33 protein-coding genes and 1 tRNA gene are annotated in these 26,126 nt (G+C 62.0%); 10 read left to right on the top strand and 24 right to left on the bottom strand.

The window, feature by feature from the left end; genetic code table 11:
• Window positions 1-75 precede the first annotated feature (75 nt).
• A complete protein-coding gene (locus tag AC0L30_RS16595; RefSeq protein WP_473404728.1) occupies window positions 76-951 on the bottom strand; it encodes a DMT family transporter in 876 nt (291 codons plus the stop codon).
• A gap of 151 nt (window positions 952-1,102) precedes the next feature.
• On the opposite strand from AC0L30_RS16595, the gene AC0L30_RS16590 reads away from it, so the two are divergent.
• Window positions 1,103-1,501, top strand: coding sequence for a RidA family protein (locus AC0L30_RS16590; protein ID WP_219684152.1), 399 nt, complete (start codon window positions 1,103-1,105; stop codon window positions 1,499-1,501).
• Between the two features lie 52 nt (window positions 1,502-1,553).
• Here AC0L30_RS16590 and AC0L30_RS16585 read toward each other — a convergent pair whose 3' ends face one another.
• The 3 genes from AC0L30_RS16585 to AC0L30_RS16575 all read right to left on the bottom strand — a co-directional run bounded on the left by AC0L30_RS16585 (window position 1,554) and on the right by AC0L30_RS16575 (window position 3,188).
• Window positions 1,554-2,099, bottom strand: a complete 546-nt coding sequence (locus AC0L30_RS16585; protein ID WP_007590758.1) for a hypothetical protein — start codon at window positions 2,097-2,099, stop codon at window positions 1,554-1,556.
• Window positions 2,044-2,388 carry a hypothetical protein gene (locus AC0L30_RS16580; protein ID WP_007590760.1) on the bottom strand — a complete coding sequence of 115 codons (345 nt, stop codon included), beginning with the start codon at window positions 2,386-2,388 and terminating at the stop codon, window positions 2,044-2,046. Before AC0L30_RS16580 ends, AC0L30_RS16585 begins: the two co-directional genes overlap by 56 nt.
• 212 nt (window positions 2,389-2,600) lie before the next feature.
• Window positions 2,601-3,188 (bottom strand): formyltransferase family protein, encoded by a 588-nt coding sequence (locus AC0L30_RS16575; protein ID WP_007590762.1) that lies wholly within the window; start codon window positions 3,186-3,188, stop codon window positions 2,601-2,603.
• Window positions 3,189-3,378: 190 nt separating this feature from the next.
• Here AC0L30_RS16575 and AC0L30_RS16570 point away from each other — a divergent pair, with 190 nt between their 5' ends.
• Window positions 3,379-3,666 carry a hypothetical protein gene (locus AC0L30_RS16570; protein WP_007590763.1) on the top strand — a complete coding sequence of 96 codons (288 nt, stop codon included), beginning with the start codon at window positions 3,379-3,381 and terminating at the stop codon, window positions 3,664-3,666.
• Between the two features lie 338 nt (window positions 3,667-4,004).
• Window positions 4,005-4,241: a hypothetical protein gene (locus AC0L30_RS16565; RefSeq protein ID WP_007590764.1), complete on the top strand. Its 237-nt coding sequence runs from the start codon at window positions 4,005-4,007 to the stop codon at window positions 4,239-4,241.
• Window positions 4,242-4,244: 3 nt separating this feature from the next.
• Here the strand turns inward: AC0L30_RS16565 and AC0L30_RS16560 are convergent, their stop codons facing one another.
• Window positions 4,245-4,547 carry a hypothetical protein gene (locus AC0L30_RS16560; protein WP_007590765.1) on the bottom strand — a complete coding sequence of 101 codons (303 nt, stop codon included), beginning with the start codon at window positions 4,545-4,547 and terminating at the stop codon, window positions 4,245-4,247.
• A gap of 93 nt (window positions 4,548-4,640) precedes the next feature.
• A complete protein-coding gene (locus AC0L30_RS16555; RefSeq protein WP_007590766.1) occupies window positions 4,641-6,689 on the bottom strand; it encodes an acetoacetate--CoA ligase in 2,049 nt (682 codons plus the stop codon).
• 183 nt (window positions 6,690-6,872) lie between these two features.
• Between AC0L30_RS16555 and dapD the strand changes: the two genes are divergently transcribed.
• Window positions 6,873-7,844: a 2,3,4,5-tetrahydropyridine-2,6-dicarboxylate N-succinyltransferase gene (dapD, locus tag AC0L30_RS16550; RefSeq protein WP_007590771.1), complete on the top strand. Its 972-nt coding sequence runs from the start codon at window positions 6,873-6,875 to the stop codon at window positions 7,842-7,844.
• A 74-nt stretch (window positions 7,845-7,918) separates the two neighbouring features.
• Here the strand turns inward: dapD and AC0L30_RS16545 are convergent, their stop codons facing one another.
• Together AC0L30_RS16545 and AC0L30_RS16540 are read right to left on the bottom strand one after the other, a co-directional pair.
• Entirely contained in the window at window positions 7,919-8,146 is a 228-nt protein-coding gene (locus tag AC0L30_RS16545) for a hypothetical protein (RefSeq protein WP_007590775.1), read from the bottom strand.
• An 84-nt stretch (window positions 8,147-8,230) separates the two neighbouring features.
• On the bottom strand, window positions 8,231-8,449 hold the full coding sequence (locus AC0L30_RS16540; protein WP_007590776.1) for a hypothetical protein: 219 nt from the start codon (window positions 8,447-8,449) through the stop codon (window positions 8,231-8,233).
• Between the two features lie 141 nt (window positions 8,450-8,590).
• Here AC0L30_RS16540 and AC0L30_RS16535 point away from each other — a divergent pair, with 141 nt between their 5' ends.
• Window positions 8,591-9,700, top strand: a complete 1,110-nt coding sequence (locus tag AC0L30_RS16535; protein ID WP_007590777.1) for an AI-2E family transporter — start codon at window positions 8,591-8,593, stop codon at window positions 9,698-9,700.
• A gap of 144 nt (window positions 9,701-9,844) precedes the next feature.
• Window positions 9,845-10,231, top strand: a complete 387-nt coding sequence (locus AC0L30_RS16530; protein WP_219684146.1) for an NUDIX hydrolase — start codon at window positions 9,845-9,847, stop codon at window positions 10,229-10,231.
• A 1-nt stretch (window position 10,232) separates the two neighbouring features.
• Here the strand turns inward: AC0L30_RS16530 and AC0L30_RS16525 are convergent, their stop codons facing one another.
• The 4 genes from AC0L30_RS16525 to AC0L30_RS16510 all read right to left on the bottom strand — a co-directional run bounded on the left by AC0L30_RS16525 (window position 10,233) and on the right by AC0L30_RS16510 (window position 11,716).
• Window positions 10,233-10,523: a hypothetical protein gene (locus AC0L30_RS16525; protein WP_473253653.1), complete on the bottom strand. Its 291-nt coding sequence runs from the start codon at window positions 10,521-10,523 to the stop codon at window positions 10,233-10,235.
• Between the two features lie 105 nt (window positions 10,524-10,628).
• Entirely contained in the window at window positions 10,629-10,856 is a 228-nt protein-coding gene (locus AC0L30_RS16520) for a hypothetical protein (protein WP_198288291.1), read from the bottom strand.
• 134 nt (window positions 10,857-10,990) lie between these two features.
• Window positions 10,991-11,233, bottom strand: a complete 243-nt coding sequence (locus AC0L30_RS16515) for a hypothetical protein (protein ID WP_007590794.1) — start codon at window positions 11,231-11,233, stop codon at window positions 10,991-10,993.
• A 312-nt stretch (window positions 11,234-11,545) separates the two neighbouring features.
• Entirely contained in the window at window positions 11,546-11,716 is a 171-nt protein-coding gene (locus AC0L30_RS16510) for a hypothetical protein (protein ID WP_007590796.1), read from the bottom strand.
• Between the two features lie 485 nt (window positions 11,717-12,201).
• On the opposite strand from AC0L30_RS16510, the gene AC0L30_RS16505 reads away from it, so the two are divergent.
• A complete protein-coding gene (locus AC0L30_RS16505; RefSeq protein ID WP_219684143.1) occupies window positions 12,202-12,864 on the top strand; it encodes a hypothetical protein in 663 nt (220 codons plus the stop codon).
• A 158-nt stretch (window positions 12,865-13,022) separates the two neighbouring features.
• Window positions 13,023-13,229: a hypothetical protein gene (locus AC0L30_RS16500; protein WP_007590800.1), complete on the top strand. Its 207-nt coding sequence runs from the start codon at window positions 13,023-13,025 to the stop codon at window positions 13,227-13,229.
• Window positions 13,230-13,309: 80 nt separating this feature from the next.
• On the opposite strand, the gene AC0L30_RS16495 is transcribed toward AC0L30_RS16500, so the two are convergent.
• The 8 genes from AC0L30_RS16495 to AC0L30_RS16460 form a co-directional block, all read right to left on the bottom strand.
• Window positions 13,310-13,492 (bottom strand): hypothetical protein, encoded by a 183-nt coding sequence (locus tag AC0L30_RS16495; RefSeq protein ID WP_157158529.1) that lies wholly within the window; start codon window positions 13,490-13,492, stop codon window positions 13,310-13,312.
• A gap of 69 nt (window positions 13,493-13,561) precedes the next feature.
• Window positions 13,562-13,753: a hypothetical protein gene (locus tag AC0L30_RS16490; RefSeq protein WP_007590801.1), complete on the bottom strand. Its 192-nt coding sequence runs from the start codon at window positions 13,751-13,753 to the stop codon at window positions 13,562-13,564.
• A gap of 48 nt (window positions 13,754-13,801) precedes the next feature.
• Window positions 13,802-14,260, bottom strand: a complete 459-nt coding sequence (locus AC0L30_RS16485) for a hypothetical protein (RefSeq protein WP_245285851.1) — start codon at window positions 14,258-14,260, stop codon at window positions 13,802-13,804.
• Window positions 14,261-14,298: 38 nt separating this feature from the next.
• Entirely contained in the window at window positions 14,299-14,658 is a 360-nt protein-coding gene (locus tag AC0L30_RS16480) for a hypothetical protein (RefSeq protein ID WP_473404727.1), read from the bottom strand.
• Window positions 14,659-15,558: 900 nt separating this feature from the next.
• A complete protein-coding gene (locus AC0L30_RS16475) occupies window positions 15,559-15,828 on the bottom strand; it encodes a hypothetical protein (RefSeq protein WP_473404726.1) in 270 nt (89 codons plus the stop codon).
• Window positions 15,829-16,301: 473 nt separating this feature from the next.
• On the bottom strand, window positions 16,302-16,832 hold the full coding sequence (locus AC0L30_RS16470; protein WP_157158530.1) for a hypothetical protein: 531 nt from the start codon (window positions 16,830-16,832) through the stop codon (window positions 16,302-16,304).
• A gap of 429 nt (window positions 16,833-17,261) precedes the next feature.
• Entirely contained in the window at window positions 17,262-17,642 is a 381-nt protein-coding gene (locus AC0L30_RS16465; protein WP_473404725.1) for a hypothetical protein, read from the bottom strand.
• 109 nt (window positions 17,643-17,751) lie between these two features.
• Window positions 17,752-18,765 carry an LAPAL motif-containing putative phage structural protein gene (locus AC0L30_RS16460; RefSeq protein ID WP_473404724.1) on the bottom strand — a complete coding sequence of 338 codons (1,014 nt, stop codon included), beginning with the start codon at window positions 18,763-18,765 and terminating at the stop codon, window positions 17,752-17,754.
• A 303-nt stretch (window positions 18,766-19,068) separates the two neighbouring features.
• Here AC0L30_RS16460 and AC0L30_RS16455 point away from each other — a divergent pair, with 303 nt between their 5' ends.
• Window positions 19,069-19,626, top strand: coding sequence for a helix-turn-helix transcriptional regulator (locus AC0L30_RS16455; protein ID WP_473404723.1), 558 nt, complete (start codon window positions 19,069-19,071; stop codon window positions 19,624-19,626).
• 322 nt (window positions 19,627-19,948) lie between these two features.
• Here AC0L30_RS16455 and AC0L30_RS16450 read toward each other — a convergent pair.
• From AC0L30_RS16450 to AC0L30_RS16440, 3 genes are all read right to left on the bottom strand, one after another.
• Window positions 19,949-20,024: transfer RNA gene (locus tag AC0L30_RS16450), tRNA-Lys, on the bottom strand.
• Window positions 20,025-20,341: 317 nt separating this feature from the next.
• The gene (locus AC0L30_RS16445; protein WP_473404722.1) at window positions 20,342-23,017 is read right to left on the bottom strand and encodes a glycosyltransferase; all 2,676 of its coding nucleotides are present in this window, start codon (window positions 23,015-23,017) and stop codon (window positions 20,342-20,344) included.
• 213 nt (window positions 23,018-23,230) lie between these two features.
• Window positions 23,231-23,821, bottom strand: a complete 591-nt coding sequence (locus AC0L30_RS16440; RefSeq protein ID WP_007590816.1) for a hypothetical protein — start codon at window positions 23,819-23,821, stop codon at window positions 23,231-23,233.
• A gap of 329 nt (window positions 23,822-24,150) precedes the next feature.
• Here AC0L30_RS16440 and AC0L30_RS16435 point away from each other — a divergent pair, with 329 nt between their 5' ends.
• Window positions 24,151-25,710, top strand: a complete 1,560-nt coding sequence (locus AC0L30_RS16435; protein WP_007590821.1) for a glycoside hydrolase family 17 protein — start codon at window positions 24,151-24,153, stop codon at window positions 25,708-25,710.
• On the opposite strand, the gene AC0L30_RS16430 is transcribed toward AC0L30_RS16435, so the two are convergent.
• A complete protein-coding gene (locus AC0L30_RS16430; protein ID WP_007590823.1) occupies window positions 25,670-26,050 on the bottom strand; it encodes a hypothetical protein in 381 nt (126 codons plus the stop codon). The two genes, AC0L30_RS16435 and AC0L30_RS16430, sit on opposite strands and share 41 nt — an antisense overlap.
• Window positions 26,051-26,126: the final 76 nt, after the last annotated feature.

Genomic DNA, 26,126 nt, shown 5'->3' with positions numbered 1-26,126 from the left:
GCACGATGGAAAGCCCCTCCAACGTGATCCAAATCACACGGCCACTTGGTTTTGTCGCACGAGGCGTCGGGAGGTTCAGCGCGCGCGGACAGGAACCGGCGAAGCCGGCTTCAAATTCAGGAGATTGCCGCAGAGGATCAGCGCCGCGCCGAGCACGGTCCAGGCATCGAGCCGCTCGGAATAGAGCAGCCAACCGACGGTCGCCGTGAGTGGAACCCGCAGAAAGTCCATCGGCACCACAATGGTCGCATCCGCGTACCGGAGCGCGCTGGCGAGGCAATAGTGCGAGAATGTGCCGCAGACCCCGATGACGAACAGCCAACCCCACAGGGAGGTTGACGGCCAGGTCCAGACATAGAGCGTCGGAAGCAGGCCCACGACCATCTGCACGACGATCATCCAGAACAGGATCGATAATGCGCTTTCGGTCCGGGTCAGCGATTTCGCCAATATCATGGAAATGCTGAAGCCGATCGCGGCTCCGAGTGCGATCAGCTGGCCCGGATTGATCTCGCCGGTGGCGGGCCGCACGATCATGACCACGCCGACGATGCCGAGTACGATCGCGGATACCTTCCAGAGGGTCATGCGCTCGGACAGGAATGTTGCGGCCAGCAGCGCCGTCCAGATCGGCATGGTGAATTCGATCGCGACGACCTGGCCGATCCCGATCAGCGTCAGTGCGTAGAACCAGCCGAGCTGTGCGAAATAATGGACCCCGTTGCGTGCGAGGTGCTGGGGCAGGCGTTTGGTCGCGACCGCCTTGAAGCCACCGGCCCGGTAGATGATCGGCAGCAGAAGCGTGAACCCGATCACCGAGCGCACTTCCATAATCTCGAAGACGTTCAGCTCGCGCGTGGTCTCGCGCCCAGCGACCGCCATGACCAGCATCAGCGAAAGCCAGCCGGCCATCCACAGGGCAGCCATCGTTTTGGACGGTGTCGTGTTCATCGGCGCAGGTGTGGGAGGCGAGGGTCCTGAGGGAGAGCCGGTATCAGCGACATCGTCGCCATTTGCAACGGCCAAATCTGCCGGTGCAGCGATGCATGGCGGCGTGCTAAGGCATCAGTGAACAACGAGAACAATCGGGAGATATTCGCTCATGGACATCTTGCAGCCGGCCGAGTGGAAAAAACCGCGCGGCTTTTCCCATGGTGTCGTGGTCGAGGGACCGGGCCGCTGGGTGATGCTGGCCGGGCAGACCGGCGGCGACGAGACCGGCAATTACGCGCCTGACATGGCAGCGCAGGTCGGGACCGCGTTGAAGCGGATCATCAAGCTCCTGGGTGAGGCCGGCGCCGGCCCCGAGCATATCGTTCGTCTGACCTGGTACCTGACCAGCCGCAGCGAATATGAGGCAGCCGGGGCCGGCATCGGCACGGCCTGGAAGGAAACGCTGGGGCGCAATTTCCCGCCCTCGACCTTGCTCTACATCGGCGGTCTCGTGGACGACCGGGCCAAGGTCGAGATCGAGGTCACGGCGTTCGTGCCGGGCACATAAAAAATCGACCCGGCGAGATCGCCGGGTCGATTGTCAATCTACTCGTATCGGCTTAGCGCGAGAGCGAGATGTTGGCGCCGCGGAACTGGCTGTCGGCGCGCATCGTGACGTTCTGCTTGTTGCCGGATGTCTTGAGCGAGATGTTGGCGTTGAAGCCGGCGGTGGAGGCGAGCAGCTCATAGTTTCCGCCGGCGCCGCGGCCGGAAAGGGAGCCGCTGATATTGCGGCTGGCCTCGGACCAGCTGCCCGCGATGGCGCTGCCTTCAGCCCTGACGTTGGCGCCGAGGTTGAACTTGTAGGCGTCGCTGGCGCAGGTCAGCGACAACTCCATAGTCGGTCCGATCGGAGCGTATTTGGCCCGGCAGCGGATCCGCTCGGTCGAGCCGTCATCCAGAGTGACCGTGCCTGAGCCGCTCCAGCTGCCGGCCAGCGGGGCGAACGGGCCGGACTGGGCCTTGCTCTCGGAGTTGGCAATTCCGGCCGCAAACATAACGGCGGCCGCGATCAGCAACCGCCGGCCCAGACCGTTCGTCACGATTTTTCTATTGGCGCGATGCTTCCCACCGCCCGCTGCACGGTATGCCTGCAGATGCTCCATTCCACTTCCCCGATCCGGCGTTGCCGCTGAGTTGACCGTTGGCATATGCACCATTGATCGAAACTTTCACAAGTCCCCCGCTGCCGATGGTGCCGGAAACGTTAGCGCCCGGCGCGGTGATCTTGCCGTCGGCAACCGTCAGCAAGGAGCTTGCAGTCGGCTCACAGGAACCGCTCTTGGTCACGATGGTGACCTGCCAGTTGCCGTCATAGGGAGTCTGGGCGAAAGCGGGCGCGGCGAGGGTGAAAACTGAAGCGGCACAGAACGCCGCAATGCGAGCAAAACGCATAAAATCCGTCCTTGAATTTGTCTGATATGCTGACCCTTATTCGGGCCAAATGTGACGGAAATTTGGTGCGGTGCCAAATCGAAAATTGTTCCTGTGGGAACAATGGTTTATTTGGGTTTCCGGCTGCAATTTTCGAAGCAGAATCAACGAGCCCTCACGTTAAGGGTAAACGTCAGGACAGCGACTCAGGAAAGGGGCTTAGGAAAGGGGCTTTAGGAAAGACTTGGCGCCGAGGTCGCGAACTGCTCGTCCTGAGTCTTGGACGGCAGCGCCTTGTGGACCTTGGCGTAATCGATCACGTCGGCCAGCAATTTGAGCCCGAGCGGGGCCAGCGCGCGCTCCCATAGCTCCCGCGCCGTCTCGCCCTTCTTGACGAAGCACCACTCCTGGGCCGCGATGGCGCCGGCGTCCATGCGGTCGGCGAGGTGATAGATCGTGCCGCCGGCGATCGGATCGCCTTCCTTGATGGTCCATTCCACGGCCGCCTTGCCGCGGTGACGCGGCAGCAGCGAGGGATGATAGCCGATCCCGCCCAGCTTCGCGGCCTCGAGCGCGTCCTTGCCGATCCGGGCGTGGCTGTGCGCGGTGACGATCAGATCGGTGTCGGGGGCGATCTCGGAGGCCACCACCAGTTTGGGGTTGGCTTGGACCACGACCCCGATGCCTGCCGCCTTCGCTGTCGCGGCGAGACGATCCTCGGCGTCGGCCACCACGACCCGCACGATCGAGACACCGTGCTCCCGGAGCATGTTCAGGGTGGTCACGCCGAAATGGCGGGAGCCGACGAGGGTAATGCGCATGGGTGTCCGATCCGTCTCGCAACTGCGTCATCTCCCGATAACACGTCCGGAGGTCCTGTCACCACCCGCGCCGGGTTTGCGCCGGTTATCAACAATGCACCGGGCGAGGGGTGCGCGATCAACTCCGCGATTGCGGCGTCGGCCGGTCCGGTGCTTCCATGCGCGCATGGCATCGGCTCGGAGCGAACGCATGCGGAGCGCGTGGTTTGTCCTTCTCGCGGCCCCGGTCGTAACCGTTGCGGCGCGCGCTGGCGGACCACCCTATCCGGCGGTTCCGCCCGAGGTTGGGGTGGCACCGTTCATCGGCCCGACCTGGGACACCTATCGCTGCGCGGAAGGGCCGGTCATCAATTTTGATCACGGCGCCTATTACGGCCAGGAGCCGCCGGCACTCTATCGCGGCTACGCGTACCGGCCGCATTACCGCTACAGCGCCTACCGTAGGCTGCCGCGCAAATATTTTTGCGTTTCGGACTAGCGTGGCCGCGCCACCACGGTCGGGCGGCAAGTGGAGATAGGCCGGTTCCTGTGTTTCGTTTTTAGCAGAGTGATCCAGGATTTGCCGGTAGAACGTGGACCCACCGGGGCTGGCGACATTTCAACCCGCATCCGTTTTCGAACCCGGATTTGGCCGCTGGCGTAATTGCCAGCGGCTTTTTCGTGCTCGGCCATCACGAAATCATCTGACGGTAACATGATCTCAACCAGCTTGGCGTATCGACGAATCCGTCGCGGATTTGTATTGCGTACCGCGACACCGAGATTGTCCCGCCGGCGTGGGTGCGCCGTGCGGGCTTTTTCGCCGGGACCTATTTCATGCCGAGCGCGATTGAGCAGATCGTCGACGTCTATGTCCGGCTGAAGAACCGGCGCGGCCTCGACGAACTGATGATGCACAGACAGCGGCTTGCGGTCGATCTGAAGAGCAGGTCCGGCTACGATTTCAGCCTGCCGATCGGCCAGATCGACGAGGAGATCGCGATCATCGAAGCCGGCCTCAGCCGGCTCAAGTCGGGCGATATCGCAGCGACGAATGACGGCCGGCCAGTTTGACGCTCAGTCGCGCCGGCCGCCGTCGATGACGGTGAACAACGGCCGCGCCGAGGTCGGCTCGACCAGCAATTCCTCTACCAGCGCGGTCGCCGCATCGACATATTTGCGCGTCGGCTTGTCGAGGGGGCGCGTGGCCTCGTCGTCGAGCGCGACCTTTGCGGCCTCGACCAGCTTGCGCATTCGCGCCGCGTGGTCATCGCCCGCCGTCAGCGTCGCGCGGGCCAGCGAGCGCAGCACGAACAGCTCGCCCTCGAGGCGGAGCAAACGGTCGTTGAGCCTGGTGAGGACGGCGTTGAGGTCGGCCATGGCGCGCGTTCGTTGCGGAAGATCCATCCTGCTCTAGCGGCCATCGGTGAACGGAGTCCAAACGGCATCGGCGCAATTGGGGCGATCTCCCCCTCAAGTCTCGGTCCGCGCCACATAGTCGCGTGCGAAGGCGAGATACCAGTCGAGGCAGGCGGGATTGGCCATCGCCTCCCGGTTGATGACCTTCTCGACGGGCTGGCCGAGCAGCAGCTTCTTGATCGGCAGTTCCTGCTTCTTGCCCGAGAGCGTGCGCGGAATTTCGGCGACCGCAAGAATCTCGTTGGGCAGGAAACGGCGCGAGAGGCCGGCCTCGATCGCCTTGTTGATCTTCGCCTGCATTGCGCCGTCGAAGGCGACGCCTTCGCGCAGCACCACGAACAGCGGCATGTAGCTGTCACGGCCGAGATATTCGAGATCGACGACGAGGGAATCCAGCACCTCGGGCAGGGCCTCGATCGCGGAATAGAGTTCGCTCGTGCCCATGCGCAGGCCATGCCGGTTGATGGTGGCATCGCTGCGGCCATAGATGATGCAGGAGCCGTCAGGGTCGACCTTGAGCCAGTCGCCATGCCGCCACACCGGCCCGCGGCCGCTGCCGTCGAAATTGTCCGGATAGGTCTCGAAATAGCTCGCCCGATAGCGCGTATCGCCCTTGTCGTTCCAGAAATAGAGCGGCATCGACGGCATCGGCTCGGTGCAGACGAGTTCGCCGACCTCGCCGATGACGGCGCGGCCCTGTTCGTCGAAGGCTTCCACGGCAGCACCCAGCAGACGGCACTGCATCGCGCCCGGCGTCTGCGGCAGTTCGCGATTTCCGCCAATGAAGGCGCCGGCGAAATCCGTGCCGCCGGAGATGTTGGCCCACCAGATATCGGCCTGCGCCTTGCTGCCGTTGGCTTTCGAGAGCGCCGCGAAGCGGTCGTTGAACCACGCTTGCGTGTCGGCGCTCAGCGGAGAGCCGGTCGAGCCGAGACATCGAAGCTGTGAGAGATCACCGGCGGCGGCGAGATCGATCTCGGCCTTGACGCAGTTGGCGAAGAACGCGGCGCCCGCACCGAAGAAGGTCGCTTTCGACTGCGCGACGAAGCGCCACAGTGTGGTCCAGTCCGGCTTGTCCCTGGCGCCGCCGGGGCTGCCGTCGAAGATGCAGCAGGTGGTGCCGCTGAGCAGGCCGCCGACTTGCGAGTTCCACATGATCCAGCCGGTCGAAGAGTACCAGTGATAGCGCTCGCCGAACGAGTTCTCGTGGTATGAGCAGCCGAGATCGTTGTGCAATCCCAGCAGCGCCAGCACCACGATGACGATGCCGCCATGGCCGTGCACGATCGGCTTCGGCAGGCCGGTGGTGCCGCTGGAATAGACGATCCAGAGCGGATGATCGAACGGCAGCCAGACCGGCTCGAATGCGTCGATCTCCGCGCCGGTTGTTGCGACAATTTCGGACAGCAGGGCGACCGGCGCTGCGGGCGCGGCGGCCTCGCTGTGCAGGATGACGTGCTCGACCGTCGGCAGCGATTGCCGCAGCTCGGTGAGGACGTCTTTGCGATCGTGCCGGCGGCCGGCATAGGTGACGGCGTCGCAGGCAATCAGCACTTTGGGTTCGATCTGCTTGAAGCGGTCGATCACGGCAGGCGCGGCCATATCGGGCGCGCACACGCTCCAGACCGCGCCGATGCTGGCGCTCGCCAGGAATGCGATGATGGTCTCGGGGATGTTGGGCAGATAGGCGGCGACGCGGTCGCCGGGCTTGATGCCTTTTGCTTTCAGATGCAGCGCGAGCGCGGCCGCCTTGCGCCGCAGCTCCGGCCAGCTCGTCTCGCAAAGCCTGCCGTCCTCGCCGGAACTGACGATCGCGGGCAGGCCGGCGGCGTCAGCCGCATCCACATGGCGGAACACCTGCCGGGCATAGTTGACCTGGGCGCCAGGAAACCAGATCGCGCCGGGCATCTTGCGCTCGGTGATCACGGCCGCAAACGGTGTTGGCGATTGCAGATCGTAATAGTCCCAGATGCTGTGCCAGAAGCCGTCGAGATCGCGCACCGACCATTGCCGCATGTCTTCGTAGGTCGCGAAGGTGAGGCCGCGCTGCTCGGCGAGCCAGTTGCGGTAGAGGGCGATCTGGGGAACGAAGGGTGAGGTCATTGCGGATCGATTTTGATTGCAGGGAGAGGAGTGTAGCCGGCGATGGAACGAAGTAGAAGTCGCAGTTCGCGCAGCCGCGTCTGGCTCGCCAAATCCGGGCGATCGCCTTTGAGCCACCAGAAGTTGCCATTTCGCCGGGAACGCGTATGCACTGCGTCTGGGATCATAGTGTGAGACATTCAAATGACGATGGAGCTGAGGGGCGCGAGTGGTGAGGGATTTGCGACGGTTGGCGCTGATGGTCGCGTGCTGGATTCCTGGTTTCCTCGGCTGCGCCTGGTTGTGGCGGCCGACAAGGCCGTGACGGTACGGCTGACGAGCGACGAGATCGTCAGATCGTTGGGTGCATCGGCGGACGGATATGCGCGACACGATGATATCCGCGATGTCGAGATCGTTTCCATTCGTACAGAAATTCACTCTCTTGCATCTGCGCCGACTGATGTGCACGACGCGTATCTTCGACTTCATCTCCTGAGCCACCGGCTCGTCCAGCCCCATTGCCTGAATCTTGAAGGAATTTTCGGTCTTTTGCCCAACGTTGCCTGGACGACACTCGGTCCCTGTGAATGCTCTCGTGTCCCGGAAGCGCGAATGGTGGCGCGAAAGCGTGCCCTCGCGTTTGAGGTGGCAGGCATCGATAAGTTTCCGCGCATGACGGATTATGTGACGCCTGCGGACGTGAGAATTGCAGATGCGGACCGTGTAAGGCTCGGAGCCTACCTGGCGCCGGGCACAACCGTCATGCATGAGGGCTTTTGCAATTTCAACGCCGGTACGCTCGGCCCCTGCATGGTCGAGGGCCGCATTAGCGCCGGTGTGGTTGTGGGAAGCGGCAGCGACGTTGGCGGCGGAGCATCGATCATGGGCACTCTGTCCGGAGGAGGGAAAGAGAGGGTCACAGTTGGTGAGCGCTGCCTGATCGGAGCCAACGCCGGCATCGGCATTTCATTGGGTGACGATTGTATCGTCGAAGCCGGCTGTTATGTCACGGCGGGCGCGCGCATCCTTCTGGAAGATGGCCGAATCCTGAAAGCCAGAGAACTATCAGGCCAGAAGGGCCTTCTGTTTCGTCGTAATTCCCAGAGCGGTGCGATCGAGGCAACCAAACGTACGCCAAATTGGGAGGGCCTCAACGCGCAACTTCACAGCTAGGCCACGACGGCCGCAGCGTTGCTCCCTGGCCGCCGTCGCAGAACAGCCTCAGCTTGCCCGCTTCGTCGGTTGGCCTACCACGGCACCCCGGCCCAGCGCCTTCCGAACACGGGTGGCTTGGTCTTCACCGCTTCCCAGCCGAAGAAATGGTGCTTGCCGGACCAGGTGTGCACCACGCCGCTGCAGATCCTGCACTTGAAGCTGCCGGAATGCACTTCTGCGTGCTCCTCCCTTGTCGCGGTGTAGTTCATGCCGCAACCCGCGCAGGTGAATTCTTCGATCGTCCAGATGGTATTGGCCATTGCACCGAAAGTGGTTTGGGGGACCTCGATGGAAGCGTAGGTGCGCGCCTTTGCATCGGCGTAAACCGGTTGGACGAAATCCGGTTAACCGTCGTTAATGCTCCGCATGTCGCGGTCGATGCGCATCTGTACGCGCCTGATGGCGAGCAACGGCAGCCTGCCTTGCACGCGCCCGGAGCGGGCCCTGTCGCCGACGGCATAGGCGTAGCGCCAATAGCCCGGTGCGGCGTTTGGCTTCAGGGAAAAGTGGATGCCGCGGTGAATTCCCGCATGTGCGACGGGCTCTCTGGGGCGGCGTGCCATCGTCTCGGAATGCCGAGTGGCCCGATGCGTTCCTAATCACCGGCTCGGGCCGGCTCGGTCGTCTTGACGCCGGGTGCGCGGCTGGCAATAACGCTGGGCCGCGCAAGTGCCGGAACCCGCGTCAATGCCGCAAGGAAAGCCGTGCCCGTGAAAAGTCTGCGTCAGCTCCTGACGGGCGAGGACATCATCCAGCTCGTGATCCGCGTCGGCCTGCTCGGCCTGCTGATCATCTGGACCTTCCTGATCATCCGCCCCTTCGTGCCGATCCTTGCCTGGAGCGGCGTGCTCGCGGTTGCCTTCTACCCGGCCTTCAGCTGGGTCGCCAAGATCCTGGGCGGCCGGCCCAAGACCGCAGCGGCGATCCTGACCCTGATCACGCTCGGCATCGTCATCGGTCCTGCGACCTGGCTCGGCATCAGTGCAGTGGACGGCGTGCGCGAACTGGCGCACCAGCTCGGCACCGGCGACCTCGCGCTTCAATCGGCGCCGGAGCAGCTGAAGTCGTGGCCGGTCGTTGGCCCCTGGCTATTCGAGCTCTGGGAGCAGGCCTACAACAACATCCGCGCGGTGCTGCGCGAGGTGGCGCCGTATCTCCAGCCGCTGGCGGGACCGCTCTTGTCGCTCGCGGGCGATGCCGGCGTCGGCACGCTCCAGTTCCTGGTCTCGGTGTTCGTGGCCGGCTTCCTGTTTCCGCACGGGCCGAGGCTGGTTGCGGCCGGCCGCGGCTTCCTGTTTCGCATCGTGCCCGAACAGAGCGAGCATTTCCTGGGGCTCGCGGGCGCAACCATCCGCGCCGTGGCGCAAGGCGTGATCGGCGTCGCGATCGTGCAGGCATTGCTCGCCGGCATCGGCTTCAAGCTTGCCGCGGTGCCGAGCGCAGGCCTGCTCGCCTTCATCGTGCTGCTGCTCTCGATCGTGCAGATCGGCGCCTTCCTGGTGCTTCTGCCGGTGATCATCTGGATCTGGACCGCCAAGGACGTCACCACCGCGCTGCTGCTCACCGTGTTTCTCGTCGTCGTCGGCTTCCTCGACACCATGTTGAAGCCGCTGGTGATGGGGCGCGGCCTGACCACGCCGACCATCGTCATCTTCGTCGGCGTGATTGGCGGCACGCTCGCCCACGGCATCGTCGGCCTGTTCATCGGCCCCATCATCCTGTCGGTGGCCTGGGAGATGATGATGGCCTGGATCAGGACGGAGGACCGGGCAGAGGCGGGGGCAAGGGCGGGGACGGCGGCGGGCGAGGGCTGATCCGGCGCCTCGAACGGCGGGATCGGCCTGCCGGGTTCAATCAGACCTGGCGGCGTTGCCCATATGATCAAGATCGATCCCGAACTTGTCTATCGGACTAGACAAGTTACCATGGGCTCGATTCTATTTTCGATTACGGCGGACATGGCGAAGTCTTCCAAACTGGTTGCCGCCAAGCGCGGCAAGGTCTTGTTGGTCAGACGGCGGTCGGACGGCCTGTGGATGTTTCCGGGCGGCCGCAAGCGGGCGCGCGAATCCGACAAGGACTGCCTGCGGCGGGAAATCAAGGAAGAGCTGCCCAAGCTGAAACTCGGCCGGATCAGCCTCTGGAAGGAAGTGACGACCAGGAACAAGCGCTCCGGCCGCAAGATGAGCGACGCGATCTTCATCGCCAAGGGCGCCAAGGGCAGGCTCGCGATCGGCGACAAGCACGAGATTGATCGCGCCGTCTGGCAGAAGCCGCGCGGCATCCGCCTGACGCCGACCTCGCGCTACATCCGCGACCGCCTGTTTCCGCGGAAGCGCGGGTGAGCTAGTCCCCGTCGTCCTCCGATGAGAGCTGTATCCGCCCGGTGTGGGCCCGCGAAGAATTGGCGCGCGGTTGCGGCGCGGAGATCCTGGCCATTTCGGTTTCGCGCTGCTCCTTGCGAGCCTGGCGCGCGCGCTTCATGGCCTGCTTGACCTGAGGGTTCGGCGAATCCTCCGCGAAGAACAGCACCACCTCGCAGCTCGGACATTGCCTGGAATAGCCGTCCTGCAACCGTCCCGCGCGGTCGCGGAACACGGTCTTGCAGCGCGTGCACTGAATCTGGACGAAACTCATGCGCGGTCGATCGACAATGACTGATGGAAATGGATCGTCAGGTGATCCCAAATGTCTGAAGAAAGCTTGAACGCGTCGGCGACCTCAAGCCGCTTGAACAGCCGCCTATTGCTTGGCCGCTATCGTGTCCAGGCAATGGTTGAGATAGACGGTGCGATCCCTGGGCAGCACCTTCTCGAGATCCGCCTTCAGCGCACATTCGCGCTGCCGCATCTGCTCGGCCCGCCGCTTCTCTGCCGCCTCGCGATATTCGGGTGCAACCTTGTTGGGATCGACGAGAGCCTGCGAGCGGGCGGGAGCCGTCACGGCGAGTGCAATGGCGGTGATGATCATGAACTGTTTCAAATGAGCCTCCGTAAAAGGCTCATCCTAGCGCTCGGGCTGCGAGAGCTCAAACGGCAAGTTCGGCGAGACCACCGGCAGCGAAGTTGAATCGTCTACCTGAAGTTGGGACTAGGGGAAGTCCCTCACTTCGGGACGTGGTCGATCTTGTGGCCGAGATGCCCGGTGTCGTGATCGCGTCGCAACTGGCTGAGCGATGTCTCGTTCAACTGGTGCAGGACCTCGCTGAGTTCAGTCGTATCCGGATAACCGGCAGCAAAACCCTTGCCGTAGATCTTGCGCAACGTACCGACCAGCGTGTTGCCGTGCTTCTTGCTGATCGCGCCATCCTTGTCGCGGTGGCGATGATCCAGGCCCGTGTCCTTCATGGCTTTCTCCCTGAGTGGCGTCTGCGCGCCTGGAGAGAGCGTGCTCCCAAACGAGTTGATTGGCAACGGCACGGCGTGCGGCAGTTGAGCCTCGTCAAGGTGTGGAAAGATCGAAGGACGTGTGAAGCAGTTCACAAGCGATGGCCGAGATCGCTGCTACGAAGGCCTCATTGCTTCACCAATTGATATTTTGAAAACGCCCCAGCGCTCCACCAGGCGCTGGGGTTTTCACGTCGATCACCGCAAGGGCGAGAGCGCGCGACGCCCGATCGGATGGGCGGGTGATTCCGAATGCTGCCGAAGGCGGGCGGACTACGCGGCTTGCTCCTCGAACGAGGTGTAGACTTGGCCCCCTGGACCAATCACCTGAACGCCCCAGCACCCGTCGGCGATAAGTTCCTTGGCCTTCTTGAGGGCGGCGGTGAGTGACAGCCGCTTGAGGCTGACGATTCCTGCCGTGTCGAAACCGCTGATTTCAAACATGCCGCTCCTCCCTGTTTTGTCGAATCCTACACTTTTTGAGCGGGTTGTCTCGCGGCTTTTGGGGCAGGGCCGGCGCACGAACACACGCTGGCCAAAATCGCGAAAACAACCCCATGCACAGTAGCTAAGTCCTGCTGGCGCAACGCTTTCTTTTTGGCACACGGCGGTCTTGCATCCGGCGGAGACGCCGGTTGACGCGTCGGGCAAAACAGGCGTAGTGTGCCAACTTCGGAAAATCCGATTCGGGCCGAGGCGGCGTCCCGGGCTCGGGAGGAGCTCTCGCATCGGCCTGCGAGTTATGTCTGTCGCACGACCCCGTAGTCGGCCGGGGCGGCGGGGTCTGCGGCAGGCCGCGGCCGCTAACGTGAAATTAAGCTGAAAAGCCGACAATTTTAGACAGTTGTAGATGGGTGCTGCGTAAGGGAGCCGTCGCGAGGACGTTCCGGCGACGGCTTCCTGTTGCTCGCTCATTTGGGGTCAATGCCATGACCGCGACTTTCGAAACGCAAGGCCTTGTCGAACAGCTCGACCCTGCCGCACTGGCTGCGGCCATCGCCGCCGACGAACCCGCAAGCTTGGACGCTCCAGAACCCGTCAAGCGGTCCAGCCGGACGTCGGTTATGACGCTGTCGGTGTGTGCGCTGGCCATCAACGGCGCGGCGGCGATCTACACATGGCCGTCCGGCTTGCCGTCGCTCAATCTGAGCAGCCTGGCTGAGTTGCTACCGCGGCAAGAGGCTTCAGCGCCAAAGCCGGATCCGGTTGTCGCTGCCTTGAAGGATATTCAGTCGACCCAGCAGCAACACACGGCTTCGCTGCAGGAGAGCAACCAGGCATTGCAACAAAACGCGGCTGTGCTGCAGGCTGATTCGATGGTGCTGCTTTCGCTGCGACAGAGCATCACGGACGAACGGGTCGATGTGAGGAAGGTATCTTCGCAGCTGTCCACACTGATTGCGAAGATCGACTCGCTGCAAAATGCCATGATGTCGGACGTCACGTCCTCCGTTCGACGAGCGCATGCGCGCTACGGACTGTCCGCCGCGATCCGTAAGCGGATCGCCCGGCAGTCGAAATCTATCGGGCCAGTTTCGGTGGGAGGAGCTCCGCTGAGCACGCCGGCTACGGTGTCAGCTCCGGAGAGCTGAAGGTAGGTCAGGCAAATCATCTGGGGCTGTGTGCGCCATCGCGGCCGGGTTCGCGTTGACGGGCTGGCGGGCCCTAACCCAGTTTAAGCGGCCGTTGTGCGGCGATGCCTGGTTGGATAGAATAAAGCCTGTGTCAGCGTCAGTTGCGTCCGACGGTCATGATTACGTACAAGCAGTACCATATCGAACGGCTTGAGCACGGGCCCAAGCGCTGGGTTGCTCGCATCACGCGGACAGACGGCCAGAACCTCCGCACGATTTTGCCAGCGTCCGAGCGCCCCTACCTCGATACGAAGCCGACAACGTCCGCCGAGGAAGCTGAGGCGCTTGCCAAGGAAGGCATCGACTTCGGCGGCGTGGTGTAGTCCGTCGTCGCGGTCCTGACTTTCATTCGCGAGCTCGCCGTTGGGGTCGTCCGTCTTCGCAGCGGGCTTTTATCCGAAAACTATTGTGGCTCGGCCGGCTTGTCTCGCTCATGGCTCTCGGCTTCAGCGGCCGCGCACGCATCCATGCCATGGCATTTGCTGAGATAGTACCGAGCGCCTGCGAAGATCGAGCAAACGATCACCACGGAAACCAGCAGGAAGATCATCCACCGTCGATTCAACATTTCCACGACCTTCTGCACCCTCCATCCAACGCGGCCCGTTGGCCTGACCGGCCCAACCAGGCGAGGCGAAAGGTCGACAAGCTCAAATCAGACCTTGCGCTTCGGATTCAGTCGAGCCTCACGCTCCAGCCGCTCGGACTTCAGGCGTTTGAGGTTTTCCTGAAACTCCGGAGTGGCTTGACTGTCCGCTATTGTCTGTCTCGATGCTATCGGATTGAGGGTCCTTCGATCGGCTTCGTCCGCGATTTGTTGCTCGGCCGACCGTTTGGGTTTGATCATTTGCTTTTTGCCTTGAGGCCGAGATTGACCAAGCGGGCGCCGGTCAAATCATTTTCGATTTGGCCGATCGCGTCGAACGTTCTGGAATTCCTCGGGTCCCTTGACGAGCCGCCGCTTGCGGCTGGCCTGGTCATCCGGGCTCGCTTTGTTGTCTTTGAGCTTGTCGATCGCTTTACCCGCCATTTCCCGAGCCCGCTCGGACGAGGCCTTGGCGGCAGACGTAACCGCGAGGGCGGGGGCGGGCTTGCCCAAGCCAATATCGACCAGCCGACGGATGGATTCAGAGCGAGCCGGAGTGTCTTCCTGCCGCGACGCCCATGCGTCGATCTGAACGACAGTCGCCTCCGGCCAGCGCGTGCCGATCTGGACGCCCTGACCAGTAGCGGGGCGGCCGCGATGCTTTTTGGCACGAATCTTTTTTGCTGGTTTCATTTTATTTGGTACCAAAAAATCAGGCGGAGGGGAAGGGCGAACTTCCGATAACTGTGCCTGCTTGATCACTGTCACCGCAGTCCCCACGCAACATGTCGATCACAGATTTGAAGTCAGGCGGCGCCCCGTAGAGGGAGCGCCAGTTGTACAGCAAACGGTCGGGAAGCATTGGCCCGGATGAAGGCCTGCAAGGCCGGCGTGATCTCGGCGCGCCCTGTGACGCGCTCGGCCAGCTCGTCAGCGATCTCGCTGGTCGCATCGCGAGCCCGGCCCTCGATCGCGTTGAAGGCGACGATACGGACCGGATAGGCGTACTGCCCGGAGAGCAGGTCGCGGATGATGGTCTCGACGTCGGTGTCCTGCTCGTCGGTCTCCCGCCAGGAGCAGCCGGCGCGCGCGCCGAAGTCTTCCAGCACCAGGTAAATCTCCCGGTCGAGCCTATCCAGCGGCACGATCGACGGCGCATGACGCATGACGCAACTCCTACTCAGGGAGCAATTGCGCTGCTGGCGGATCGTTCCGGCCGTCGGCCGTGCGCCTTGGCGGGTCGGGGGCCAGCCAAGCCGTCACAGTGAGGCAAAGAAAAGAGGCCGCCCACCGGGCGGCCCTTCCCGTTAGCTCGGTGCTCTCAATCCAGGTGAGCTAATCCATTGCTGGAGCTGGAGGGCGGTTTCGCTTATGCGCGCCGCTTTCAGGAGAGTTTCGCGCTTCGCTCCGAGCGGAGCCGCCTCGGCGCGGCGGCGGGCTTCCTCCGCCAATTGAGCAAGTCGCGTTGTCAGGGGAATGGTTTGTTTTTTTCTGGTTGGCATAGGGTGGCTCCGCGTAGGGCGGGAGCACGAGCAGCTCTCAGTCACCGATAGATGCCGTGATGGGCCGGTGATCGAATGACTAGGCGCTTGTTCAGTCAGAATAGATACTGAATTCCGCACCAAAGCTGGGGGTGCGCGCGTACCATAGGCTTTCCTCATGAAAACGCCGCCCGCTTGAAATGAAGCGCAGGCGGCGGCGTTCCAGCCCCGAGAGGGATCAGCAAAATCCCGGACATTCATTGGTCTGAGCCGGCTACATAAAGGTTCACTCCACTGGCAGGAGGCGGAGTCCCGGCCTACACGGGGGAACGACAGGCCGGAGAACGCGCCGAAATCGTAAGAGCTACTGCTTTGTTTGTGATTGTTGCGTTCGGCGGCGCGATGATCGCCGCCGGCTTTATGACGTCTCCAGCATCGGCGGGCAAAATGAATGGGAAGCCTGGGGGCGGACGTAACTCGGCGCATTATGATACCCCCAGCAGTGGCACAGCGAAGCCACCGACCGCAACGAAGAAGCCTCCTCAGTGAGCCATCAAAGGGCCCGCCGGCTAAGCCTGGCGGGCCTCATACGTTGGTGCCCATTTTGGGAGGGGCGAAGTCAGGCCGCACATCGGCGCCGCGACTACCGCAGACTTGGCAGATAAACCGCCGTTCAAGATCAGAAAGCCGCAGTTCGTCGGGCCAGCGATCGGCGCTGACCGCGACGTGATGGCCGCAGTGGCACCAGACCATGACGCCGCTTATGCCCATCTCGCGCAGCTCGCCGAAAGTGATCTTGACCGGGCGGCGACTGAAATGAGTGGCGCTATGACGGCCGAGCGAGGCATGCCCCATCAAAACGCGCCTCGATGCAGGCTGCAAATTATCGATTGGTAGGGGCGTCGGTCGGCGGCGAGCTACTGCGGGTCGTGGGTGTGGATAAGCCTCGGCGCTCGATGCGGGCTACTCCAGAGCGACGGTGTCGACTCTCAGGCAGGGGAGGCACCTGTAAGCATACACTGCCGGTAGGTTCACAATCGCAGGCAGCGTCGCGAGGTAGTCCATTCGCCCCTGCATTTGCGGCAAATGAGGATCGGTGGGCTGCCCCGCTCCTTGCTGCGCGTCATCCGAAATGGTCCAAAAGCCGGCAGGGTAGTTCCCTTTAGACGGCTGCGCATGTCCGGTGGAGTACCGGGGACTATCGGAAATTGGACGTGTACCGTCTGGCGCAGAAGCTCGAACAGCAAAAGCTGATACGCAATGAGCGTGATGGCTGGACATTGACTGCCGGCGGCCAAAAGGAGCTAAACGCTATGAATTGGCGTGGTTCAGGCAAGAACCAACCACCGCCCCCGCCGCACGTTTCCTAAGTGCAGGTTTATCACGTTGGCGGGTTCGCGGTGCTGGAAGATCAGATGTGCGCCTTCACGACCGATTTTGAGCGCGGACGCACCGGCTATTCGCCAGATCGTGTCGACGCGCTGATTGAGCTGAGCGGGCGCAACATTGGACGCGTCCTGCCCGATGACGTTGCTCCTGTTCTCGAAAATGATCGCCGGGGACTCGGAGCTGTCTCTTCCGGGCGGCGCTTTGTTCTCGGGACGGGAGTTGATGAAAAAGCTGGTAGGCGGATTCCACGTCAAAATTGTTCGTTGGGTCGGTGCTTCGATATCGATTTCTGGTTGCAGCAGGTTGGCATACGCGAAGTTTTGTATTTGGAGAGCAGCGGTCAGCAATAGACAGACCACTCCGAAGAAAGCGATCCAAATTGCTGGAATTTTGTCGCCGCCGTACCAAGCACTGCCGGCAATCCCGCTAAGTAGGATACCCGCAAGGAGCGGCAGCCAGAACACGGCCAACTGACGCTTCTACTCGCCATCTAGACTCACTCCGAATCAAGGAGTCGATAGTGGCACGATGGAGGCGCACGCTGCACGTGCTCGGCAGCCCTATTTTCCTATGGCGGCAAAAGGGTCCAAGTGGCCCGGAATGCGCCCCGCATGAGCAAGGCTCCGATAAAACCGAAAATTTAAAGCGGAGTATCTGTTGGTGAGCGCGCTGGGGCTCGAACCCAGGACCCCGTGATTAAAAGTCACGCCAGCACGTGATTTTTAAGTCTTAGTCAGACATGCGCAGACAGAAATAGACATCAAGCAACTCAAAAGGGATATGTGGATGTTCTCGTTATGAGTGAAAATGATAGCAAAGAACAGCCGGAGGTGGCAGCATTTTGATCGCATAAACTGCAGAAGTCACGTGCTCTCGGATCGCCATCTCAGAGCCGTGGATTACCAACCGCAGCCCTTAGGCGGGGCAAATCTCAAAGTGTCATTCTCGTCCCACAACAGACAGGCATTGACGAGCGGCAATTCCAGTGTTGCGCCAAGAGCGGTTTTGTAGCTCGTCTTGCCACGATGCCAGCCCTGAAATCCCACTACCGTCTTTTCGCGAACGCGTTCCTGAAGCGGTGAGACGGCCCGGTAGGTGACGATAATGGTGTCGTTCCAGGTTCCGTAATCACCGGGTGTTATGTTTACGCGCAGCCAAAAATCTGCTCCCGACTGTACTGATTGGATTACCTCTCCCTTGAGGTAAAGGAACTGGCCTACATCAACATTCGACAATGGAGGTTCTGCTGACGCGGTGCCGACACCGAGCAACCAGAGCACCGCGTTCACCGCAAGCGCAATTACTCTCCTCGTCAGTACTATCCCGTTCCAAGACATAGTTGGGTCTCGACTTACGTGCTCCCAAATGCAGCAGCGGCAGAGCCAGTTGTCATTTCCGAGATGCTTTCTTTGTCGTTCCCTTCTTGGCCTTCTTACGACCTTGCTTTGGAAACGGCAGATTGCCCTGTTGAGGCGCAGGTGTGAACTCAAGGACCTCGACGATCTTGTAATGGGGCTTGCCATCAGGTCGCGAGGGAGGTGTGACTTCCATACGCACGCGGTAACGATCATTTGTGAACGATGCGCCACGCTTCATCGTGTCGGCGCCAATCGAAGTATCCGATATATCCACAGAGATGTGCTGGTTGCGCTTGTAGACGAAATCCCATCGCTTGGCCTTTTCGTCGAACACTGGTGAGCGCACGTAGAGTGTTGCAATCACCGTATCCGGTGTCCCCTTGTCATGCTCATCTAACGTGGGCGTCTCAGCAACGTCACAAGCAAGCTCGATGTCCCGTACTTCAGTCTGGTCAAGAGAAACGACGGGCTGATCATTTTCCTTGAACTCGATGCGTTTGGCCTCATTCATATCGATAGGAGCCAATGTGTCCTTGACCGCTTCGAGCACCCTCCGGTTCTCAGCCAGCTTGAAAACTTCCGGCGAGATGTTGATCGTATTATCGCTGCCGGTGATCTGGATGGTTATCAAGCCCCGCTGCTCGGGAGCTTGCTCGATCTTCGCGACTGGCTTGTCTTTCTTCCACTTTAGATAATCAAGGAGCGTTCCTAGACGAGCACTCCTGAGCACGCCAATTATCTGCAGCAGATCCTTCGCCGTCTTGAGGCGGTCGTCCTGCAGGAGAGTTTTCATTTTCTCGAAAACTGTCTGCACAACCTCAAAGTTGATGTGAAAGCACTTATGCTCAAAATCTGAGGTGACGAGGAGCCTGATCCTAGCCCCATCACCATTTAGCGTGGCGTTCGCCTCACGAATAAGCCGACCGAAGCCCAATAGCGCTGGCGCGAGTGCTTCGACATCGAGTGAATGATCATCGGGCACGTCGCCATAGTATGCGACCTGAAATGCCTCGCGACGAACGTCGTCGCCCCCCTCGTCAGCCATCCTGCTGGTTCCCCCGTCTATGACCAGACTACACAACCTAACGGGGACGCTGCTACCCCCTGTTGTGAGCAGCGAAGGGAGCCATGGGATGCTATTTCTTAAGTCCCAGTTCTACGAGGCGCCGTATTGCCTCCGACAACTTGGGCTGATCCGGCTGATGTTCGGCCCACTTGACGATCTCAGCTCGCAACTCCGGCGACCCCCGAAAACCAAGAAGGGGAGTTTGGCCTGTGGCAGGTCGTCCTCTCTTTTTTTGTTTAGTAGGTATTGCCTTCTTCATAATTTTTGTTTAACAATTATCTTGTGAGCGAGACCGGCTATTGGACGCTGCGGACACTAGATGGCTTGCCGGGCTTCGGGATTTTTCTGACCCGAAAGGATCGGATGGTTTACGCCGTCGAGTACGGGAAGGATGGAGAGCTGACCCAGAAGGTGATCGGGACAGTCAACAAGATCAGCTTTAAAAAAGCTCGCAAACTCGCAGCAAAGCTCCTCTCCGAAAAGCAGATCACGGGCAAGAAAACTCGGTCCGAGACTACGACAAAGCCAACGCAAACTCATTCCGTGCGCGCCAAGCGCAAATTTGATTCGCGTCCAGCTAACGATAGGGCACGTCAGCGACAAACCAAAGCGCTGGACCCGACGAACTCCACTGCCAAAATCCCACGGAAGCTCGTTACCTTCGATGAACTGAAGGAGACGTACGACATACCGCTCGGGCGTAGGCAGATTGATAGGCTGGAGGCGGCAGGCAAGTTTCCCAAGCGTTTGCCGATCGGGGAGCGCCGAGTAGCGTGGGTCGCCAGCGAAGTCGAAGCCTATGTAGAGCAACGGATCGCGGGGCGGGCCGCACGCCGTTGATGCCCCGGTGATCCGAGATTGACCACAAGCCAGACGGATGAGCAGGCCGTACCGAAGCGGTATGCACTCGTCCCACGCCGTCCCCAAGACCCATTTGGAGCGCATGCCCGCGCGGCCATGAAAATCCTATCTCTTTGATTTTTCGTCGTTTTTAAGATAGGGCCGGTTAGATAACTAATCGGAGCGGGAACCCGCTAAGTCAATGATTTTTAAACAAAATATCATCACGCACCGAAGGTGCCCCCAAGTGCCCCCGAAGAAAAATCGTGGGGGCACTGCGATGCAGCGAAGTCAAATAATTGTTCTATTTCAGGAGGTTACTTGGTGAGCGCGCTGGGGCTCGAACCCAGGACCCCGTGATTAAAAGTCACGTGCTCTACCGGCTGAGCTACGCGCTCCCATGGCCGCTGATGGCTTCAAAGAAATCGCCATCGTCTTCGGTCATTTGGAAAAGCATGTCTTGCCGCCACGTGGACGCAAGCGTTGCGGAAAAACCGGCTGTTTCCGGATCATGCTTTCGGCCCGCGCTGTGTAGGGGGATGGGGCGCGGAGGTCAATAGCTCGGGGTGGTTGCCGAAGTTGAAGGCAGCAGCGGGAATTCGCTCGCCGTTTCCAATGCTTGAGCCGTGATTTTCAACCGGAATGGCGGGCCGTCATCCACGCCGAAGAACCCGCGACGTCCGCCCATGGGCCGGATGCCGCGTTCGGAGCCCCGTCAGTTCGCTTCCCGCCGGACCTCGCTCGGCACCGGCAATTGCTGCGGCGTGCCGGCGGGGGTCGGCAGCGCGACCGGGCGCAGGCCGATCAGCTCGGCGGTGCGGATCGCGCTGTCGCGCCAGAACTGGAACGAGTTGATGCGGCTGAGCTCGAGGATGGCGATGGCGACCGCAGCCAGGAACGGCAGGCTCTGCAGCACCAGCACGCCAGCGAAGATGTAGATCTCGGTGATCTGGCGATAGCTGTTGGAGGCCACCAGCACGCCGGCGCCGATCAGGAGCAGGGCGCCGATCACGGCCTCCCAGAACGCCTGGAACTCGATCGACATCCTGGACAGGCCGCCCTTGGAGGTGCGCGCGAACGCGATGTGCTCGGTGATCAGTCCCTGCGCGACGGCGCGGGACACTGTCCACTGCACGCTCATCGCGGCGATCATCGCACCCAGCATCTGGCCGGGCTTGATCGCGACGCGCGCGCGGTACATCGACAAGAAGTGCGCGAGCGAGACGATGAAGGCGCCGATGATCGGCAGCGTCAGGATCTTGTCGGGAATGGCGATGTCGGCGAAGGCGACGATCGGCACCCAGACGAGGTTGAGCAGTGCCACGACCACGCCGAGGCTCTCTGCGCCCAGCCAGTTCAGCCAACCGAGGCCATATTCGCGCTTCTGGTCGGGCGTCAGCCGGCTCCGTCCCGGCAGGAAGTTCCGCCAGTGCTTCTTGACGATCTGGAGACCGCCATAGGCCCAGCGGTGACGCTGCTTCTTGAAGGCCTCGTAGGTGTCGGGCAGCAGGCCCTGGCCGTAGCGGTGGTTGGTGTAGTGCGTGGTCCAGCCGAACTGCTGAATCGAAAGGCCGAGGTCGCTGTCCTCGCAGATCGTGTCGGACGACCAGCCGCCGGCCATGTCCATCGCGGCGCGGCGGATCAGGCACATCGTGCCGTGCACGATGATGGCGTTGGTCTCGTTGCGCTGGACCATGCCGATGTCGAAGAAGCCGGCATATTCGCCGTTCATGATGTAGTGCATGATCGACAGATCGCCGTCGCGATGTTCCTGCGGCGCCTGCACCAGGCCGACACTGGGATCGGCGAACGCCGGCACGAGGTCCTTCAGCCAGTCGGGATCGACGACGTAGTCGGCATCGAGGATGCCGATGATCTCGGCGTCGACGGCGGTGCGGTCCATCGCGATGCGCAGCGCACCGGCCTTGAAGCCCTGCACCTTCTCGGCGTTGATGAACTTGAAGCGTTCACCGAGCGCGCGGCAATGATCCTGGATCGGCTGCCAGAACGCAGGGTCCGGCGTGTTGTTGATGATGACGACGCATTCGTAGTTCGGATAGTTCAGCCGCGACAGCGCATCGAGCGTCTGCTTGAGCATCTCGACCGGCTCGAAATAAGCGGGGATGTGGATCGAGACTTTTGGAAAGTAATTCTCCGGTACGTTCTCGACTGGCTTGTCCTTCGCGAGCAGGCGCTGCGGCGGCCGGCCGAAGGCGACGGCGGCGATCTCGTCGATGCGCGCCATCGCGATCAGCACAAGGGGAACAAGCAGGATCATGCCGAGCGTGAGCGCGAAGGCCGAGCCGAAGATGAAATAGTGCCCGTTCCAGAACGCGAACACGGTGGCGGCCCAGGCGCCGACGCCGTTGGCGGTGGCCGACAGCAGGAACGCCTGCTTCGCCGTCGGCTGCTGCAGCCGCAGGATCGGCAGCGACAGCAGGATACCGACCAGGAGCGCCACACCCATCAGCTTCCAATAGTCGGGATTCTCCACCGGCCCGGTCCATGCGAATTTCGGCTCGCGGCTGGCGTTGAGGATGCCCCAGTACGGACCGACGCCGCCTTCGAAGTATTTCCAGGGCTGATCGATGGCTTCGACAATGTTGTATTCCATGCCGATGGCGTCGGCGCGGCTGACGAAGTTGCGCAAGGTCAGTGCCTGCTGGAACGGACCGGGGTCGGCGTTGCGCAAATTGTAACCCGCGCTCGGCCAGCCAAATTCGGCGATCACGATGCGCTTGCCGGGGAACAGGTTGCGCAACAGATTGTAGCGGTCGACGGCCTGGTCGACCGCCTGGTCCGAGCGGAAGTTTTCCCAGTAGGGCAGCACGTGGGCGGCGATGAAGTCGACATTGGAGCCGAGGTCGGGATTGTCGCGCCAGATGTTCCAGATTTCACCGGTCGTGACGGGCACGCGGAGCGCGCCCTTGACCTTCTTGATCATCTCGATGAGGTCTTCGACCTTCTGCTCGCCGCGGTAGATCACCTCGTTGCCGACGACGACGCCGTTGACGTTGCTGTTCTTGCGGGCGAGCTCGATGGCGGCCTTGATCTCGCGCTCGTTGCGATCCTTGTCCTTGTCGATCCAGGCGCCGACGGTGACCTTGAGGCCGAACTCGGCCGCGATCGGCGGCACCAGTTCCACGCCGCCCGTGGACGAATAGAGACGGATCGCGCGCGTCATCGTCGACAGCGTCTTCAGGTCGGCGCGGATTTTCTCCACCGTCGGAATGTTGTCGATATCGGGGTGAGCCGAGCCCTCGAACGGCGCATAGGAGACGCTGGGCAGCAAGCCCTTGAAGTCGGGCGCGGGTTCCTTGTCACGCAAGACCCCCCAGAGGCCGGCGTGGAGCGCGGACACAAGCAACAGAACGGCGGCGACAACCCGCATCGCGGCTAAACCAAAAGGGGCTGAGGGGGCAGGGAAGCGGATCCGACCCCGAGATCCGACCAAGTCCGCGGCAAATGGAGCATACCTCTGCCGCGCGGTTTCACAACTGTCATCGCCTCATGACCGTATGAGGGCATGCACATTTCAAATTCGCAGCAGTGCCAATTGCCTCTATCGCCGATCGTTCCTGAACGGAGGCTGAAACAATCGCGGCTATTTCGGGGGCGCCGGTGACGGGCTTGCCGCCGGCGAGGGGCTCGCGGCCGGCTGCGGCTGCGCATTGCCCGATGCCGGCGCGGCCGGCTGGGAGGCTGCGGCCGCCGCCTGCTGCGGCTGCGACGCCGGGTTGATCCAGCAAGCGTGCACACGGCTGTCCAGGGTCTCGGCGACTTTGGGATCGATCTGGCCGCCGAAGCGGGTCAGGCAGCGGAACGCGGCCTGGATATGGCCGCCGGGGCAGCCGAAGCGGTCGTACAAGTCGAGATGGCGGAATGCGGTATCGAGGTCATCCCGCCACATCAGCCGCACCACGCGCCGGCCGAGCCAGACGCATTCGGGGTTGCCGGCCGGGCCGCTGATGACTTGGGCTGCTTCGGCGAACTCGTCGGTGCGGCGCTGGTTCTGGGCGGCATCCTTGGCCGCGTCGGCGGGCTGGGCGGCTGCCTTGCTCTGGTCGGGGGCGGGCGTACCGCTCTGGGCGGAGGCCGCGCCGATACCCATCAGGATGACAAGGGAAGAAACGGCCAAGGTGGCGGCGAGCTGCCGCAGGACCGCATTTCGTAACTCGAACACCCGTTGCCGCATGAATTCCCCAATATATCACTGACCGTCCGCGTCAGGACCTTCGCGGACGCGCCCCGTGATGGCGTCCAAATAGGTCTCCAATGCGGCGGAAAAGTCCTCCCGAGTCCATGGCCTGAATCTGGAATTTTGTCCAGCAAAGTCACGATCCTAGGCCTCGGTCGAACGGCCGCAGGTAAATTCCTCAGGGGAGGGATGTATCCATAACGGAGTCACCCCCTTGGCAGACGGCGTGCTAGCAGGTAATCGACTGCCCTTCGCGGAGGACGGAACCGATTTCTCTTCGTACGCCACTGGCGCTTCTGCTCGTTTCACTGGGTGCGATCGCTGCCGTGTGGTGGTGGCTTGCCACGCCGATCTCGCTCGCGCGCGCCCCGATCGATCCCGCCGACAAGGTGCAGTGCGTCTCCTACGCGCCGTTCCGCGGCGAGCAGTCGCCGCTGAACGCGTGGACCCATATCGAGGCCGACCAGATTGAGCAGGACCTGCGCCAGCTCAAGGAGATCACCGACTGCGTCCGCACCTATTCGATGGAGAACGGGCTCGACCAGGTGCCGGCGATCGCGGCCCGGATCGGTGGACTGAAAGTGCTCCAGGGGATCTGGCTCTCCAGCAACCGCACCAAGAATTTCGAGCAGGCCGCGCTCGCCATTCGCCTTTCCAAGGATTTCCCCGGAACCATCACCAGCATCATCGTCGGCAACGAAGTGCTGCTCCGCGGCGAGATGACGACCGCGGACCTCGTCTCCATCATCCGCTCGGTGAAGGCGCAGGTCAGCGTGCCCGTCACCTATGCCGATGTCTGGGAGTTCTGGCTCAGGAATCGCGAGATCTATGACGCCGTCGACTTCGTCACGATCCACATCCTTCCCTATTGGGAGGACTTCCCGGTCAAGGCGAAGTTTGCCGCCTCCCATGTCGAACAGATCCGCGAGCGCATGGCGGTCGCATTTCCCGGCAAGGAGATCCTGATCGGTGAAACCGGCTGGCCGAGCGAAGGGCGCATGCGCGAGGGCGCGCTGCCTTCGCGCACCAACCAGGCGCGCGTCGTCTCCGAGATCCTGAGTCTGGCGAAAGCGCAGAAATTCCGCGTCAATCTGATCGAGTCCTACGACCAGCCTTGGAAGCGCAAGCTGGAAGGCACCGTCGGCGGCTATTGGGGCCTCTATGACTCGGTGCGCCGGAACCTGAAATATCCGCCGGGCCAGCCGATCAGCAATTTCCCTTACTGGAAATGGTACATGGGCGCCGGCATGGGCCTCTGCGTGCTGGTGTTCGCGGTGGCCGGCCTGACGTTGCGGCGCAGGCCCTGGACGCCGCGTTTCTCGGCTTGGCTCGGTGTGGCGATCTCGGCGACCTCGGCAGGCATCCTGCTCGGGATCGGCGCCGACAAGATGTACTACGAGAGCTACGGCATCGGCGGCTGGCTGCTCTGGGGCACGCTGCTCGCGGCCGGCATCCTGTCGCCGATCTTCTGCGCGCAGGCGATGGTGATCGGCCGCAGCCTTCCGACCTTCCTCGATCTGCTCGGTCCGCGCGAGGGCCGGAAATGGTCGAAGCTCACCGCCGTGCTGGGTCTGACGCTGGCGGTGGCCGCGGTGATCGCGGCGCAGACCGCGCTCGGCTTCGTGTTCGACCCGCGTTACCACGACTTCCCCTACGCCTCGCTGACGATGGCGGTGGTGCCGTTCGCGCTGTTGATGCTGAACCGGCCGCAGATTGGCCAGCGTCCGATCGCGGAATCGGTCTTCGCCGGCGTGCTGACGCTGTCGGCGGCCTATGTGCTCTTCAACGAGGGCCGCGACAATTGGCAGTCGCTGTGGACCTGCGCGATGTATCTCTTGTTCGCGCTCACGCTGTGGCGGGCGCGGGCCGAGCAAATCCAAGAATGAACAGGCCGATCGCCAGGCCCGACAGCACGACATTGTAGAGCACGATGCCGAGACCGGCCGCGATGATGCCGACGGTGAGCAGCACGATCGACGGCCGCATCAGGTTCAGCGTGGCCACCACCAGCGCGACGATGCCGAATACCGAATTCTTGAATAGCACGGTCGAGACCGAGCGCGCCTTGCAGATCAGGGTCTGAAGCCCGGCGTCGCAGGCGAGACCGACCTGCGAGTTTTCGATTCCGAGGTAGCGCAGATAGAGCGCATAGCCGACGGATGCGAAGCCGACGACGATCAGGAACTGCACCTGGTAGGGCGTGAGGCGGAAGGGCTTTTTTGTCATGGCGGCAATATGGTCGGGAAGGAGAGAGGGGGCAACAGGGAAGGCGCAAGTTTCTCGCGCCCTGCGTGAGATCCTT

Source organism: Bradyrhizobium sp. MI1.11, assembly GCF_055811255.1.
Note: the sequence above shows the minus strand (reverse complement) of the source record. Positions and strands in the feature narration are given on the sequence as shown.